Origin of the sequence: Ekhidna sp., from assembly GCF_965227465.1 — a bacterium.
Taxonomy (GTDB): domain Bacteria; phylum Bacteroidota; class Bacteroidia; order Cytophagales; family Cyclobacteriaceae; genus Ekhidna.
This window is the reverse complement of sequence record NZ_OZ245746.1, coordinates 2,820,024-2,834,079: the sequence shown is the minus strand read 5'-3', so window position 1 is coordinate 2,834,079 and position 14,056 is coordinate 2,820,024. Positions and strand designations below refer to the sequence as shown.

Genomic DNA, 14,056 nt, shown 5'->3' with positions numbered 1-14,056 from the left:
GCTAAACCCAATCGTCGTTGAAGTGGTACTGTCTATCGTTAAATGTCTGCTTATTCAACTACCCTGATTGAGCGGATGATTCGCTTTAAGGCACGAGCTGCTTTGCGATTATTCATTTGTAAATGTGAAGTCCTTAGTTCGAACCTTTGACCCAATTTATAGAACCGATAATTTGTTTTTAAGAGCCCTTCTGAAATTTGAGTTGAGTACTTAGCTGAGACTTTTGCAATCTTAAAATCTAATGTTTTGACTAGCTCTTGCGTCTTTGCAGATTGTCCAATGTTAAAGGCCCCAAATGGTTGGGCATCTTCGAAATAGGTAATTATAAGATAGGTTGAACTGGAGTCTTTAACCGACGGAAATACCTTCACTTCATATCCTGTATCAATTACCTGCCAGCTTTTAGGTTTCTTAAAACTGAAAGTCAGATCCGGATCTTCGAATGAAACACGCTGCGAAAATGAAAGAAATGCTGAGATAAGAACAAAAAAGCTAATTATAATCCGCATATCGTTTCTTCAACATTTCAATAGACTTTTCTGTCATTTTTTCAAGTATGCCAAGGTCTATGTCTGCGAGTTTTTTAATATAAAGACAACCTACACTTTTTTTGTGTTTCCCCAATTTCCCCAAAAGTGCCTCCTGCCCTTCAAAACCTCCCATTACATAAATGGTCATACTGGTTTTGCGCGGAGAGAATCCTGCCAAAAACCAATCTCCCTCACGTCCGCTATCGTATTTGTAGTGATAGTTGCCAAAGCCTACAATCGAATCGCCCCACATGACCGGTTTTTCACCGGATATTTTTGTGATCAGTTTCAATAATTCACGCGCATCGTCTCGTTTCCATTCCGGCTCTATTGAGTCAATAAATGCTTCGACACTTAGATTGTTGGGTTTGGTTTTAAGCTCTGCCATTAGTTTCTTTTTCTCTTTCTTTCTAAAATTTGTTCCGTATAGCCAGATGCAATTATTCCTGAGGGTAAAGCGATGAGTCCAACACTCATTAAAGTTATGATACCTCCAAGGAATTTGCCCAATCGAGTTATAGGATAAATATCACCATAGCCAACTGTTGTTAAAGTGACTATACCCCACCAGATTGATTTTGATATACTTGAAAAGTGTTCGGGCTGAGCATCTCTTTCAACATAATACATGAGTGTTGAGATTATTACCAGGATAATGGAAATTAAACCCAATGTGATCACTAGTTCTTCTTTTTTCTCCTTCAATACTTTTTGAATTAAGTCAAAGGCCTTTGAATACCTAGCCATCTTTAGAATTCTAAAAACTCTAAATAGCCGCATTATCCGCAGGAATCTTAAATCAATTCCAATGAAAGGGAGATAAAAGGGCAGTATGGCAAACAAGTCTATCAATGCAATAGGGGTAGTCATAAACCTTAACCTTCCTATTATTGGTCTCGAATATTTTACTTTTTCTGTGGCAGTCCATACCCTTAATAGATATTCTATACTGAAAACAATTACAGAAAAGATTTCAAATTGTCTGAAAACAGGTCTATAAATAGTCCTTAAAGATTCTTCCGATTCCAGTATGATAGCTAATACGTTTAAAAGAATCAGAATTATGATAAATATGTCAAAATAATGACTAGCTCCATTCTTCTTTTTGGAGGGTTCAATTATTCTATAGATCGTACTTCTCATACAGCTGGATAAAGCTAATGAGTATTGTTGAATTTGGTTGGTAGCGTCTATCCCTATTTAATTATCTCAACACCCAACTTCTCGCCCAATTCTCTAAGATCTCTTACCACAGGATCCAATAAATGAATCCCATTCTTCAGTCGCTCGGCTGTCATTACCCGTTCAGGATCACCTGGTATCAGTACTTTTTCATGTGCATTCACCGTTTCCGAACCCCTGAATCGTTCAATCCAGTTGTCCATGTGGGATTTAAATTCCTCTCCATCACGGAATGCATCGATCCGCATAGCGCCAAAGAAATGTCCCAATCCTTCGCCTACCGGATTAGGAGCCGGATCTATAAATGCTACAAAAGGAGGTACCCAAGGACCATAATTGGCTCCTGATAATACAGCCGAAAGTATATCGACAACAGCACCAAGCGCATAGCCTTTATGAGAGCCATGCTCTCGATCTCCGCCTAGCGGTCGCATGGATCCTCCATTGATCAATCCTTTTGCATCCGTAGTGATATGACCTTTTTTATCCTGAAGCCACCCTTCCGGTGCATCCATTCCCTTTCGTTGCAAGACTTCCAGTTTGCCGTTAGCTGCAGTTGTTGTGGCCATGTCCAGCACAAATGGAGGCTGATTTTTTGTTGGAATCGCGATGGAAATAGGGTTCGTGCCGAGTAGTCGTTCTTTTGAAAACGTCGGAGAAACCAGCGGGCTGGCATTGGTCAGGGAAATACCGATACAGTCTGCTTCCAGTGCCATCATGGCATGGTATCCGGCAATTCCGTAATGGTTCGAGTTCTTTACAGCGACCCATCCTGAACCTACATTTTTTGCTTTTTCAATCGCCAGATTCATGGCGTGGGGGCCAACAACCAGGCCTAACCCAAGATCACCGTCTACAACGGCGGTTGAAGGAGTCTCGTGGACAGTAGTGATTTTTGGAGTGGCATTAAGTCTGTTTTTTTCATGCAAACGAATGTAGCCTGAGAGTCGAGCAACCCCATGAGAATCAACCCCACGAAGGTCGGCGCTTACTAACACATCTGCAGCTTGCCTGGCTTCATTTTCCGGACAGCCAATTTTTATAAATACGCTTATTGCGTATTGTTTGAGTTCTTCCGCTGAGAAAATCATGCGGCGAAATTAACCCATTGTGAATTATGTACTACGATTTTAGTTGATCTAGTACGTTGAAAAGAATTCCTTCTTTCAATGCATATCCGGAGATGCGGATATAGTTTAGAGATAAATTATCCAAAATATAATCGATTAAAACACAAGCCACCACAATCATATCCACGCGCATTTCAATCATTCCGGGTATGGCCAGACGTTCAATTCTGTTTTTCTTGATAAGATTTTCAAAAATCCATTGGAACGCATCTTTTCCAAACGGATACTCTGTCGCATCCTCATTTCGTTCAATTCCGTTTTCCTCACAATAGATGTCACTAAGCGTATCGAAAGTGCCTGAACATCCAATTAGGGTCTCTGGTTTGAATTCAGCACATGCTTTTAAAAGAGGAGCCAATTCAGTGTCAAAAAATAGGTGTAGATCGTCAATCTCTTTCTGAGTGATTGGATCGGTCTTGTGGAATCGCTCCACTAACCTTTGACCACCGACTTCAAAGCTTTGTCTCCAGTATGTTTTCGACTGATCTGCAATGATGAACTCGATGCTTCCACCACCAATATCCATGATCAGGTTCCTCTTGACTCCTAAGTCTAGTGCTTTGCTTGCTCCAAAGTGAATGAGTTCGGCTTCTCTGTCTCCTGAAATTATTTCGATTTCAATTCCGGTCAGATTTTTTATTTCATGGACCAACGCCTTGCCATTAGTTGCATTTCGAATCGCACTTGTTGCTGTGGCAAATATCTTTTCAACCTTATGAGAATCTATTGTTGATTTAAATTCATGCAAAGCTTTTAATGCACGGCCCCATGCTTCCGGCGCTATTTCGTCCCTATTGATTCCCTTCTCACCAATTTTCACAGCTTTCCGCTCACGATGAAGGATCTCATGCGACTCTTTTTCCACTTGAGCGATCAAGAGGTGGAAAGTATTGGTACCCAGGTCTATAACAGCGACTTTCATAGCAGGCCGCAATTTAACCCGAATAATTTGAGAGATAAATATTTGACTAGGTACTTCTTCAAAAGACTTTAAAGCATATTTGAAACACAAAATGACACTAAATAAAGCGTAGTTTGCTAACAAGCGTAAATTGCACAGCTGTAACTCTCAAGAGTATTTTATCTTTGGCGCTTTCAATAGAAATATGAGCACAGAAAAACCTAAAACCGCAACCAACATACAAAGTATCACAGAAAAAGTGGATCGCTTAGAATCTATGAACGAGGAAGCCTTAAAGGGTGGAGGCGAGGATCGAATTGCGAAACAACATGAAAAGGGGAAGCTCACTGCGCGGGAGCGAATTGACCTGTTATTGGATGAAGGATCATTTGAAGAAATTGGAAAGTTTGTGACGCATCGAGCTACCGATTTTGGGATGGAAAAGCAGAAGATCTTAGGAGATGGTGTAGTGACCGGTTACGGTACCATCGATGGTCGATTGACTTATGTTTTTAGTCAGGATTTTACGGTTTTCGGTGGATCTCTTTCTGAGACTTTTGCCGAGAAGATTGTTAAGATCATGGATATGGCCATGAAGAATGGAGCACCAGTGATTGGACTCAACGATTCAGGTGGTGCAAGAATTCAAGAGGGAGTAGTTTCGTTAGGTGGCTATGCAGATATATTCTATCGAAATACGTTGGCCTCTGGAGTAATTCCTCAGATTTCTGCAATTCTAGGCCCTTGTGCGGGTGGCGCAGTTTACTCACCTGCTATTACCGATTTCATCTTTATGGTGGAGCAAAGCAGCTACATGTTTGTGACTGGGCCCAATGTTGTGAAGACGGTGACTCAGGAAGATGTGACAAGCGAGGAACTTGGCGGTGCTCAGACACATGCTTCCAAAAGTGGGGTTACTCATTTTGCCTGTGCGAATGAGGCTGAGTGTATACGTCAAATCAAACAATTGATGAGTTACATCCCATCTAATTGTGAGGAAGAGCCGCCACGTTTAGCATACGATCTTGGGAATGAGACGCGAAATGAATTGGATAGTATGTTGCCTGATAATCCCAATCAACCATACGACATGCATGATGTCATAAATGGGATAATTGATTCAGATTCTTTTTTAGAGGTACATAAAGATTTTGCGGAAAATATCATCTGCGGTTTTGCTCGACTAGCAGGAAGAAGTATCGGAATTGTAGCAAATCAGCCCATGAGTATGGCCGGAGTATTGGATATCCATTCCAGCACAAAGGGAGGACGATTTGTTCGATTCTGTGACAGTTTCAATGTACCGCTTCTGGTACTGGTAGATGTACCCGGATTCTTGCCTGGTACGGATCAGGAATGGAATGGAATCATTACAAATGGGGCCAAACTGCTTTATGCATTTAGTGAAGCTACCGTACCAAGAATTTCCGTGATAACAAGAAAAGCGTATGGTGGAGCTTACGATGTAATGAATTCGAAACATATAGGAGCGGACATGAATTATGCCTGGCCAACAGCCGAGATTGCCGTGATGGGTGCGCAGGGAGCTTCTGAGATTATTTTCAGAAAGGAAATTCAGAAAGCAGATGATCCAAACGCAATGCATCAGGAGAAAATCAATGAGTACACGGAGAAGTTTGCTAATCCATACATTGCTGCTGCTCGTGGCTTTGTAGATGAAGTAATTATGCCGCATAACACTCGATCAAAATTGATCAGTGCGTTCAGAATGCTTGAGAATAAGGTGGATAAGTTGCCAAGGAAAAAGCATGGTAATATTCCGCTTTAACGAAATACTTCTTGGTGTCATTTCGACGCAGGAGAAATCCTTACTTAAAACTAGTGGAAGATCTCTCACATTCGTTCGAGATGACACAAATAAGGATGAATATGCTCAACAGCAATAGTTTGAGATTATGAATAATAAAACAGCAATAATTACCGCCGCATCGAAAGGAATGGGACAGGCATGCGCAGAAAAGTTGCACGCAGAAGGTTATCAACTGGCTATTCTGTCTCGTTCATCCGGAATACATGACCTGGCAAGTAGACTTGGTGGTATAGCCGTGCAAGGTTCCACAGATAATTTGGAAGATCTGACACGATTGGTTGAAGCCACCTTAGAGACGTACGGACAAATTGATGTTGTCATCAACAACACCGGACATCCACCAAAGGGTGAGTTACTCGAGCTAACAGATGAACAATGGAGTGAAGGTCTTAACCTGGCACTTATGAACGTGGTTCGCATGTCTAGGTTGGTTGTACCCCATATGAGTGGAGGTGGTTCTATTATTAATATCTCCACTTTTGGTGCCAAGGAGCCATCGCTTAGTTTTCCTATTTCTTCGGTAGCAAGAACGGCGCTTAGTTCTTTCACTAAGCTTTTTGCTATCAAATACGGACCTTCAAATATTCGAATGAATAATATTCTACCTGGCTTTATTGACAGCTACAAAGCAGATGCGGAAACAATAAAGCAAATTCCAATGTTGCGACAAGGAACGCCAGATGAGGTAGGGGAACTGGCAGCTTTTTTGGCTAGTGATAAATCAGGATATATAACAGGGCAAGACTTTTTGATAGATGGTGGTCTTGTCAAATCAATATAAAATATGGATAAAAAGAGTACAGATTTTCTTTTCAAATACCTTAACAATGCTTCACCGACCGGATTTGAAGCTGAGGGACAAAAAATATGGTTGGATTATATAAAGCCATACGTCGATGATTACGAGGTAGATACGTACGGAAGTGTCTATGGAGTGGTCAATCCTGAAGCTAAATACAAGGTTGTAATTGAAGCACATGCCGATGAGATCAGCTGGTTTGTAAACTACATCACGGATAAAGGCTACATCTACGTAGTGAGAAATGGTGGATCTGATCATCAGATTGCACCGTCTATGCGGGTAAATCTTCACACAGATAAAGGGATAGTAAAGGGCGTTTTTGGATGGCCGGCAATTCATGTCAGAAAAGACAAAGAGGATAACCCTACGTTGAAAAACATATGCATTGATGTAGGAGCGGAGAGCAAAGAAGAGGTAGAAAAAATGGGTATCCATGTAGGTACCGTTGCTACTTTCCAGGACGAGCTCTTCGAGATGAATAAAAAATATTTTGTTGGAAGAGCGTTAGACAACCGGGCTGGAGGATTCATGATTGCTGAGGTAGTTCGAAGACTTTCTGAAAATAAAGTGAAACTACCTTTTGGGCTGTATGTGGTGAATTCAGTGCAGGAGGAAATTGGACTCAGAGGAGCTGAAATGATCTCTAGACGAATAAAGCCAAATGTGGCAATCGTTACAGATGTAACTCATGACACGCAATCTCCGATGTATGATAAAATCACCAGTGGAGATATGACTGCAGGAAATGGACCTGCTATTACTTATGGTCCAGCTGTCCAAAACAATGTTAGAGATATGATCATCAAAGTAGCTGAAAAGAATAAAATTCCATATCAGCGAATGGCAGCATCCAGAACTACAGGTACGGATACAGATGCGTTTGCGTATTCCGATATCGGAGTAGCTTCAGCGTTGATTTCACTTCCGTTGAAATACATGCATACAACAGTAGAAACTGTGCATAAAGATGATGTTGAGAATGTGATTAAGCTTATTTATGAAACAGTAGCGCAAATCAAAGACGGTCAGGATTTTACGTATTTTAAATAATGAAAAGACTGCTTTTTATCACAATTTCTACATTGTTCTTAGCTTGTTCGTCCAGTGAAGAGCGAAAGGTAATTGGGAAATGGTATACCTACGCTGAGAGTGGTGACTACATGGAGTTATGGTTAAGCGAAGACAAGGCAATGACCTATCTCAGTAGCATAGATCAGTTTTTGCTCTATGATTTAAAACGAGATGAAAATCGGCTGAAATTTTCGCTGATTGAAAGCAAGTTTATAGAGGAACACAACTTTGAATTAGCCATTAATAAGTCAGATGAAGAATTGTTTCAAGCCACATTTATTGGGGATCAAAAAATAGATTCTTTAAAGACTTATTTTCTCCTAGATCGTGAGGTCCCGGTAATCAAAAGCACCTTAAGTGAAAATACATCTCTGATGGAAGAGCTATTTGTGCGATTGGAGAGTGGCTCTCACGCAGGACATGGTCATTAACAGTGAATGCCAAAACATATATTGATCAGATGGGGAGAGAGGTGGAAATAGTCTCTCCACCTCGTCGGATCATTTCTATAGTACCCTCTCAGACAGAGTTTTTGATTGATATCGGAGCTCCTGTAGTGGGTCGTACTAAATTCTGCATTCATCCGAATGACAAAGTAGAAGAAATTCAGATAATAGGCGGAACCAAAAACTTCCGATTTGATGCCATTCGAAACCTTAAGCCTGATCTAATTATAGGGAACAAAGAGGAGAATTATCAAGAGGGTATCAGAGAGTTAGAAAAAGAATTCCCGGTTTGGATGAGTGATATCTATTCACTAGATGATGCATTCGGAATGATGCAAAACCTTGGACAAATTTGTGAAAAAGATGAGCGAGCTAAAGAAGTCTTTAGGACTTGTCAACTCGCGGTTGAAAATGTTAAAGAATCAAAGTCTGGTGGAGTAGTTTACCTCATCTGGAAAAACCCATGGATGGCTGCTGGAAAAAATACATTTATAGATCACATGCTTTCACATCTGGGCTATGAAAACCTTGTAACTGAAGAGCGGTATCCTGAGCTTTCTGAAGATGATATCTCGAAGCTCAATCCAGATCAAATTTTATTCAGCTCGGAACCATTCCCCTTTAGGGATGAACATATGATAGATGCCAAACAGCTGTTCCCTGCTGCTCAATGTGAGTTGGTTGATGGTGAGCTGTATAGCTGGTATGGCAGTCGGTTGAGATTTTGGAATTGATTATCAATGCTTTCTGAATTTAAATCCATTGTCACCATTTATTTTAATCAGCCATTGATAAAGGTCAGCTTCATATTCCTTTTCTTTCACATTGTGATCCTGATCTGAATAGCTACGAATTTCATAGTTCTTGGAAGCTATTAATGATTCAAGGTTTTCAATACTTTTCTTGACCGGTCCATGATTATCCAGTTTAGGATCTCCGAAAATCCACATGATAGGAATATCTATTTGCTTTAAATATGTAATCGGATCAAAATAAGCGATTGTGGAATACCATTCTCTGTAAGCGATTAATGAAGGATGTGAAGGTTCTAAATCACCATAAACCCTCTTAATCCATGGAGTATCTTTGTATTTCTCAAATAGATCAGGAAATAGATCTTCTTCAGAGGTTTTAGCCTCAACATTTTGTATTGTTTTAGCTTGAGCTAATTCATCATCTGAAAATTCTTCTTTTTTCAGTCGCTGTGTCCTTTCAAATACTCTGTCTTCATGAACAGTAGTAACTGAGGCTGATTTAATGATCATAAAGTTGATTTTTTCGGACTTGGCAGCTGCCAATACAGAGACCCATCCTCCCTGACTAGCAGCATGGATGCCAATTTTTGCAGCTTTAACTTTAGGGTCAGTTGCTAAAATATCAACTGCTGCCATTATATCTCCAGCTAAATGCTCGAAACTGAAACGTTTCCAGTCATTTTCATCTCCATCTGATTCTCCAGTACCTCGTTTGTCATAAGTCAATGCGACATATCCAATAGAGGCCATCCATTTGGCACTGTATTTACTATTATCCCTCGTTTCAGGACCGGATCCATGCACAAAAACTACAGCAGGGAAAGGGCCTTCACCTTTTGGGTAGTACAATGTGCCTTGAAGTGTTACATCCCTGTTTTTAAAACTTATTTCTTTCGTAGTTGTGGCGAAGGAGATGATAGATACCCCGAAAACTAATAGAATAGGTAAGCCAATTTTTAAGTCCATATTATTTCATTTTTTTTTGCTCAAAAGACATGAATTGTAATTCTAAAATCGACTCATTTCTAAAGTGAGACTCATTTTAACTGATCGACATACTCAGAGGGTGTCAGTCCGGTGTGTTCCTTAAAGTTTCTGTTAAACGTGGCTTTACTATTATACCCTGCTTCGTGCGCAAGTCCAAGTAAAGTCATTGATCGATGATCGCCTTTGGATATCCTGTTTTGAATTTCGTTCACACGATAGGTGGCGATAAAATCTGAAATGGAGATTCCTAGCTGACCATTAATCAGATAAGATAATTGCTGTTCCGATAGTTCCACTTTATCAGCAATATCCCCAGATGTTAGACTTTCATTTAGGTATATTTTTTCTAATTCAAACAAGCCCAATAATCGTTCTATATATTTCGATTCTTGACCATTAAAAGAATTTACTATCTGCTTGTGATAACTTTTTCGAAGAAAGAGATGCTGGTAATTAAAAATCAAGCTCCCGAGTAGATAGATAAGCAGAGATACGATTAAACTTCCTATTCTATCAGAATCACCAAGATTTAAGAGTTTGAAATAGGAAATATAAAAGAGTCCATAAATTAAGGTAATAATGAATGAAAGTGCCCAAATTAACTTCCGCGTGGCATTTAGTAATCTAATTTTTTTATTGTTGTGAATGAATGCTTTATATCTGGACATGGAAGTTGAAAGTGTGGAAATCAATATGATCAAAAAGCCAACAGTGAATATCAGCTTAAAAGTCACTAAGCCAAAAATACTTTGAGGTATTCCTTCTGAGAAGAAAGAAAGCTTTGATGCGTCAGATAGTACTAGAAAGGGAATCTGCCATGCAATAGCAATGAGTAGAGGTAAGAAATATAAAATTATTCGCCAGTTCTTTCTTCTTACACCACAGATAAATTCAATATAAGAAATCAAGAACGGCCAGATGAGTAAGTCGATAACCGGTGAAATGCCTAACAGGAATGGATAAGAATCCACCAGATTAGTCTCCTCTACTATTTCGAAAAATAACAGTAAGGATAGTATGAGTAATATGACTGTTATGTTTTGAACATGTGGTGTATATCTCTTTCTGGATGCAAAGAATATGATCGCCATAAACAATCCCATGGTAAAGCCACACGAATAGAGTACTACCCAAGCATTTAAAGAGAAAGACATTTTAACTTTGAGGATCGACGATCCATTAAGGTTTCATTAGCTAATAAAAATACTCACCAAAGTTTTAATACACATTTATCACATCCATGCCCATCTATCAACTTACCGATGACATCATATTTCCACCCGTTGATGGAGCCGAAGATGGTATTGTAGCTGTAGGAGGGGATTTGCTACCAGAAAGACTCTTATTAGCGTATAAATTAGGCATCTTTCCATGGTACAGCGAAGATGAGCCAATTATCTGGTGGAGCCCAGATCCTCGCTTTGTCCTATTTCCGGAACGTCTGCATATCTCTAAATCGATGAGGCGAGTCATTAATAGTGATGTGCTTAAAGTTACATTCAATCAGGATTTTGAAGGAGTGATTGCAGCATGCAAAAAGATGCCTAGAGAAGGGCAGCAAGGAACCTGGATTACAGATGAAATGGAACTGGCCTATATTCGATTGCATGAGTTAGGTCATGCTCAGTCGATTGAGGTTTGGAAGGAAAATGAATTGGTAGGTGGAATGTATGGAGTAGATTTAGGTTCTGTTTTTTGTGGTGAATCCATGTTTTCAACGGTGAGTAATGCTTCTAAATTGGCACTCATTACTTTCATTAAAAAATTTAAGCAAGATGGAGGTAAGCTGTTTGATTGTCAGGTTCATTCGGAACATATGGTGACAATGGGGGCTGAAGAGATTAGCCGTAAGGAGTACCTGACGTTTTTACCAGACTAGAACTTTCTATTTATGAGCCTATGTGGCTCCTTGTTTTCGTTCTTTTGAATTTCAAATTCTATAACACCCAGCACCAACTCCTCTTCGGTCAGTACTTCAACTTTCCATTCTCCTTCTTTTACATGGCTCTTATAGGTATAGCCTCTGTACCCACCATCTCTTCCACCCATTATTTCATACGTGATATCTTCAATAAATTCCCATTTTTCTTTACGGGCATTATACCACTTCCACCGGTGGAATATGGTTTTCTTCAAGTCGGTAGGAGCAAAAATGGAAGAAAATACATAGACCTTTTCGTCAGGATTCCATATAAATTCACGTCGATGAGTTCGCCAAAATACGTACCATTCATCCCGCTCGAATGAAACGACATACTTATTGCCATCACGTTGAATATTGTGAGCAACAATGGCCTCACTTAAAGCCAATGGGACGGGTGGTATTAGCCTGAAAAAATAGAACGAATTAATAAAGACGTATATCACCAGGACTATTCCCAGGAGTTTCCAAAGTTTGACCTCCACTTTCATGTTTGGACTAACACGGTATACAATGAGTATAAGGGTAAGCGTACAAAGCAAACTAATAGCCCCAGAGAAAATAAATACATTGGTATTCATTGCTTTAATAAATACGGGGATAATAAAGGTGAAGAAAGTGAAGCTTAGAAAAAAGTAGATGCTAAACTGCAAGTACTTGTTCGAGATTCGTTTTTTGAGAAATTCATTGGCGAAGAGTAACAAAACTAAAATACCAAAAAAGTAGGCGGTCTTCGATAACGAGACACTTCTTGAGAAGTAGACCACATATGCGCTTGAAAGTGCCCCAAAGAAAAATTGAATAGCGAGTGGCAAGTATTCCTTGTAGCGGTCAATGAGCGTTCCCTTCCATTTCCCATCAGGTATCCGATTGTAAATGTAAAGCGTGACAGAAAGTGAGGTCATGTGCAGACACAAGATGGTTAAATCATAAAGCCGATCTATGCGGCCTAGTGTTAGCGAGTCGAATATGAATCCGCCCATGAAAAAAAAGATTGGGGCATATTTTTCATGCTTTTGAATGAATCTGCTGAAAGCACTTTTCTTGTATCTGGCGAGTATTTTTATCATCTACCTTTTCGAGAATCCAAATAAAGAATGAATTGGGCTCACAACCTATCGGGTTAGCGATTAAAAATAGATGAAGGAAGAATTTATGCGTCCTGTACAATAAAGATCGCATTGTTGTTCAAATCGTAGAAGCCAAACTCATGAGTCCCCCATGGAGTGTTCATCCGTAGCTTATCCTTGGGAATAGTTCCACGTTTTACAAACTCCTCATAATAAGGTTGAATATCCTTTACAAATATTTTCATCACAGAAGGGTAAACAGGGTCATCATCATTGTTGTGGTGCCATTGTAAATGAAACTCAAGGTTGTCACGTTGCAGTCCAGAATATCCCTTATCACCAAAATAAAGATTAAAACCAGTATGCTTTTCGTACCAGGCAAGATCTCGCTCAATGTCCGATGATGATAAAACAGGAATGATGTAGAGGGTTGAGGATGGGGTGTTCATAAGTTTTACTAACGTGGACGATGACTTTGCGTTACCGGGCAATTAAGGATTACTAGTTTTAGCATAACTTGACAAAGAATTTCTAATATTAAACACGAATGAGCTACCAACTTACTCAGGAGCTATTTTTCCCACCTGTTTCTGATGCCGAAGAAGATGGCTGTGTGGCTATCGGAGGAGATCTGAGTCCAGAACGACTCATGCTGGCATACCATTCAGGTATATTTCCCTGGTATAATGATGATGAACCAATCATGTGGTATAGCCCCAATCCAAGGTTTGTCTTGTTACCGGATAAGCTATATGTATCCAGATCTATGCGAAGTGTTTTGCGAAAGGAAGAATTCAAAGTCACATACAATGAGGATTTTGAAGGAGTAATTAACAGTTGCAAGCAGATGCAGCGGGTAGGTCAGGATGGTACATGGATTACTCAGGAAATGGTCGACTCATATATAGAACTACACAAACTTGGATACGCCCAATCTTTAGAAGTATGGAAAGAGAATGAACTGGTTGGAGGAATGTACGGTATTCATTTGGGGACCATATACTGTGGCGAATCTATGTTCTCAAAAGTGAGCAATGCTTCCAAAGTAGGGTTAATCAGATTCATTGAAAAGTTCAAAGAAGAGGGCGGGCAACTTTATGACTGCCAGGCCTATACGGATCACATGTCCAGCATGGGCGCAGAGCTGATTGATAGAGAAGAATTTCTTAAGTATTTAGAAGCAGTGAAAAAATAAGCAGCGGAAATTCGCTGCTTTTGGGTCTATCTTTTTTTAGCTTTCTTTTCACGTTTTTCCGCCTTCTTTTCTTTTGGCGTTTTCGTTGCTTCTTTTTTTACACTTTTCTGTGCGTTTTTTCCTTTAGCCATTTGCTTATTTATTTATACCAAAGATGGAATATATAAGTTGAATATGAGCATTCTGGGAAATTATATATTTCAAGATAGAAAGGCATTTAATAACTTAGCATTGC

General features: G+C 39.7%; 16 protein-coding genes. 7 read left to right on the top strand and 9 right to left on the bottom strand.

Annotated features, from left to right (window positions below; genetic code table 11):
* Positions 1-50: 50 nt before the first annotated feature.
* Genes ACO05G_RS12365 through ACO05G_RS12345 form a run of 5 tightly spaced genes read right to left on the bottom strand, consistent with a single transcriptional unit; the run spans position 51 to position 3,764 of the window.
* Positions 51-509, bottom strand: coding sequence for a hypothetical protein (locus ACO05G_RS12365; RefSeq protein ID WP_421763064.1), 459 nt, complete (start codon positions 507-509; stop codon positions 51-53).
* Positions 493-918: a DUF1801 domain-containing protein gene (locus ACO05G_RS12360; RefSeq protein ID WP_421763063.1), complete on the bottom strand. Its 426-nt coding sequence runs from the start codon at positions 916-918 to the stop codon at positions 493-495. Before ACO05G_RS12360 ends, ACO05G_RS12365 begins: the two co-directional genes overlap by 17 nt.
* Positions 918-1,673 carry an ion transporter gene (locus ACO05G_RS12355; protein ID WP_421763062.1) on the bottom strand — a complete coding sequence of 252 codons (756 nt, stop codon included), beginning with the start codon at positions 1,671-1,673 and terminating at the stop codon, positions 918-920. Before ACO05G_RS12355 ends, ACO05G_RS12360 begins: the two co-directional genes overlap by 1 nt.
* Positions 1,674-1,726: 53 nt before the next feature.
* Positions 1,727-2,803, bottom strand: coding sequence for an Ldh family oxidoreductase (locus ACO05G_RS12350; RefSeq protein ID WP_421763061.1), 1,077 nt, complete (start codon positions 2,801-2,803; stop codon positions 1,727-1,729).
* Positions 2,804-2,834: 31 nt separating this feature from the next.
* Positions 2,835-3,764 (bottom strand): exopolyphosphatase, encoded by a 930-nt coding sequence (locus tag ACO05G_RS12345; RefSeq protein WP_421763060.1) that lies wholly within the window; start codon positions 3,762-3,764, stop codon positions 2,835-2,837.
* 256 nt (positions 3,765-4,020) lie between these two features.
* On the opposite strand from ACO05G_RS12345, the gene ACO05G_RS12340 reads away from it, so the two are divergent.
* The 5 genes from ACO05G_RS12340 (at position 4,021) to ACO05G_RS12320 (ending at position 8,627) form a co-directional block, all read left to right on the top strand.
* Positions 4,021-5,532 (top strand): acyl-CoA carboxylase subunit beta, encoded by a 1,512-nt coding sequence (locus ACO05G_RS12340; RefSeq protein WP_421765716.1) that lies wholly within the window; start codon positions 4,021-4,023, stop codon positions 5,530-5,532.
* A 127-nt stretch (positions 5,533-5,659) separates the two neighbouring features.
* Positions 5,660-6,355, top strand: coding sequence for an SDR family oxidoreductase (locus tag ACO05G_RS12335; protein ID WP_421763059.1), 696 nt, complete (start codon positions 5,660-5,662; stop codon positions 6,353-6,355).
* A 3-nt stretch (positions 6,356-6,358) separates the two neighbouring features.
* A complete protein-coding gene (locus tag ACO05G_RS12330; protein ID WP_348283759.1) occupies positions 6,359-7,426 on the top strand; it encodes a M42 family metallopeptidase in 1,068 nt (355 codons plus the stop codon).
* Positions 7,426-7,878 carry a hypothetical protein gene (locus ACO05G_RS12325; protein ID WP_421763058.1) on the top strand — a complete coding sequence of 151 codons (453 nt, stop codon included), beginning with the start codon at positions 7,426-7,428 and terminating at the stop codon, positions 7,876-7,878. The genes ACO05G_RS12330 and ACO05G_RS12325 overlap by 1 nt, the downstream gene beginning before the upstream one ends.
* Positions 7,879-7,880: 2 nt before the next feature.
* Positions 7,881-8,627 carry a helical backbone metal receptor gene (locus ACO05G_RS12320; protein WP_421763057.1) on the top strand — a complete coding sequence of 249 codons (747 nt, stop codon included), beginning with the start codon at positions 7,881-7,883 and terminating at the stop codon, positions 8,625-8,627.
* A gap of 3 nt (positions 8,628-8,630) precedes the next feature.
* Here ACO05G_RS12320 and ACO05G_RS12315 read toward each other — a convergent pair whose 3' ends face one another.
* Both ACO05G_RS12315 and ACO05G_RS12310 read right to left on the bottom strand, forming a co-directional pair.
* A complete protein-coding gene (locus tag ACO05G_RS12315; RefSeq protein WP_421763056.1) occupies positions 8,631-9,614 on the bottom strand; it encodes an alpha/beta hydrolase family protein in 984 nt (327 codons plus the stop codon).
* A 71-nt stretch (positions 9,615-9,685) separates the two neighbouring features.
* A complete protein-coding gene (locus ACO05G_RS12310) occupies positions 9,686-10,789 on the bottom strand; it encodes a helix-turn-helix domain-containing protein (protein ID WP_421763055.1) in 1,104 nt (367 codons plus the stop codon).
* A gap of 86 nt (positions 10,790-10,875) precedes the next feature.
* On the opposite strand from ACO05G_RS12310, the gene aat (ACO05G_RS12305) reads away from it, so the two are divergent.
* Entirely contained in the window at positions 10,876-11,514 is a 639-nt protein-coding gene (gene aat / locus ACO05G_RS12305; RefSeq protein ID WP_421763054.1) for a leucyl/phenylalanyl-tRNA--protein transferase, read from the top strand.
* On the opposite strand, the gene ACO05G_RS12300 is transcribed toward aat (ACO05G_RS12305), so the two are convergent.
* Together ACO05G_RS12300 and ACO05G_RS12295 are read right to left on the bottom strand one after the other, a co-directional pair.
* The gene (locus tag ACO05G_RS12300; RefSeq protein WP_421763053.1) at positions 11,511-12,626 is read right to left on the bottom strand and encodes a DUF2914 domain-containing protein; all 1,116 of its coding nucleotides are present in this window, start codon (positions 12,624-12,626) and stop codon (positions 11,511-11,513) included. The genes aat (ACO05G_RS12305) and ACO05G_RS12300 overlap by 4 nt on opposite strands.
* A gap of 83 nt (positions 12,627-12,709) precedes the next feature.
* Entirely contained in the window at positions 12,710-13,075 is a 366-nt protein-coding gene (locus ACO05G_RS12295) for a glyoxalase/bleomycin resistance/extradiol dioxygenase family protein (protein ID WP_421763052.1), read from the bottom strand.
* A 98-nt stretch (positions 13,076-13,173) separates the two neighbouring features.
* Between ACO05G_RS12295 and aat (ACO05G_RS12290) the strand changes: the two genes are divergently transcribed.
* Positions 13,174-13,821, top strand: coding sequence for a leucyl/phenylalanyl-tRNA--protein transferase (gene aat, locus ACO05G_RS12290; protein ID WP_421763051.1), 648 nt, complete (start codon positions 13,174-13,176; stop codon positions 13,819-13,821).
* Positions 13,822-14,056: the final 235 nt, after the last annotated feature.

What these genes read in the sequence shown, in the direction of transcription:
- ACO05G_RS12335 (WP_421763059.1), top strand. Translation starts at nt 5,660, where the DNA reads ATGAATAATAAAACAGCAATAATTACCGCCGCATCGAAAGGAATGGGA.
- ACO05G_RS12295 (WP_421763052.1), bottom strand. Translation starts at nt 13,075, where the DNA reads ATGAACACCCCATCCTCAACCCTCTACATCATTCCTGTTTTATCATCA.
- ACO05G_RS12325 (WP_421763058.1), top strand. Translation starts at nt 7,426, where the DNA reads ATGAAAAGACTGCTTTTTATCACAATTTCTACATTGTTCTTAGCTTGT.
- ACO05G_RS12315 (WP_421763056.1), bottom strand. Translation starts at nt 9,614, where the DNA reads ATGGACTTAAAAATTGGCTTACCTATTCTATTAGTTTTCGGGGTATCT.
- ACO05G_RS12360 (WP_421763063.1), bottom strand. Translation starts at nt 918, where the DNA reads ATGGCAGAGCTTAAAACCAAACCCAACAATCTAAGTGTCGAAGCATTT.
- ACO05G_RS12345 (WP_421763060.1), bottom strand. Translation starts at nt 3,764, where the DNA reads ATGAAAGTCGCTGTTATAGACCTGGGTACCAATACTTTCCACCTCTTG.
- ACO05G_RS12300 (WP_421763053.1), bottom strand. Translation starts at nt 12,626, where the DNA reads ATGATAAAAATACTCGCCAGATACAAGAAAAGTGCTTTCAGCAGATTC.
- ACO05G_RS12350 (WP_421763061.1), bottom strand. Translation starts at nt 2,803, where the DNA reads ATGATTTTCTCAGCGGAAGAACTCAAACAATACGCAATAAGCGTATTT.
- ACO05G_RS12330 (WP_348283759.1), top strand. Translation starts at nt 6,359, where the DNA reads ATGGATAAAAAGAGTACAGATTTTCTTTTCAAATACCTTAACAATGCT.
- aat (WP_421763054.1), top strand. Translation starts at nt 10,876, where the DNA reads ATGCCCATCTATCAACTTACCGATGACATCATATTTCCACCCGTTGAT.
- ACO05G_RS12340 (WP_421765716.1), top strand. Translation starts at nt 4,021, where the DNA reads ATGAACGAGGAAGCCTTAAAGGGTGGAGGCGAGGATCGAATTGCGAAA.
- ACO05G_RS12355 (WP_421763062.1), bottom strand. Translation starts at nt 1,673, where the DNA reads ATGAGAAGTACGATCTATAGAATAATTGAACCCTCCAAAAAGAAGAAT.
- ACO05G_RS12310 (WP_421763055.1), bottom strand. Translation starts at nt 10,789, where the DNA reads ATGTCTTTCTCTTTAAATGCTTGGGTAGTACTCTATTCGTGTGGCTTT.
- ACO05G_RS12365 (WP_421763064.1), bottom strand. Translation starts at nt 509, where the DNA reads ATGCGGATTATAATTAGCTTTTTTGTTCTTATCTCAGCATTTCTTTCA.
- aat (WP_421763051.1), top strand. Translation starts at nt 13,174, where the DNA reads ATGAGCTACCAACTTACTCAGGAGCTATTTTTCCCACCTGTTTCTGAT.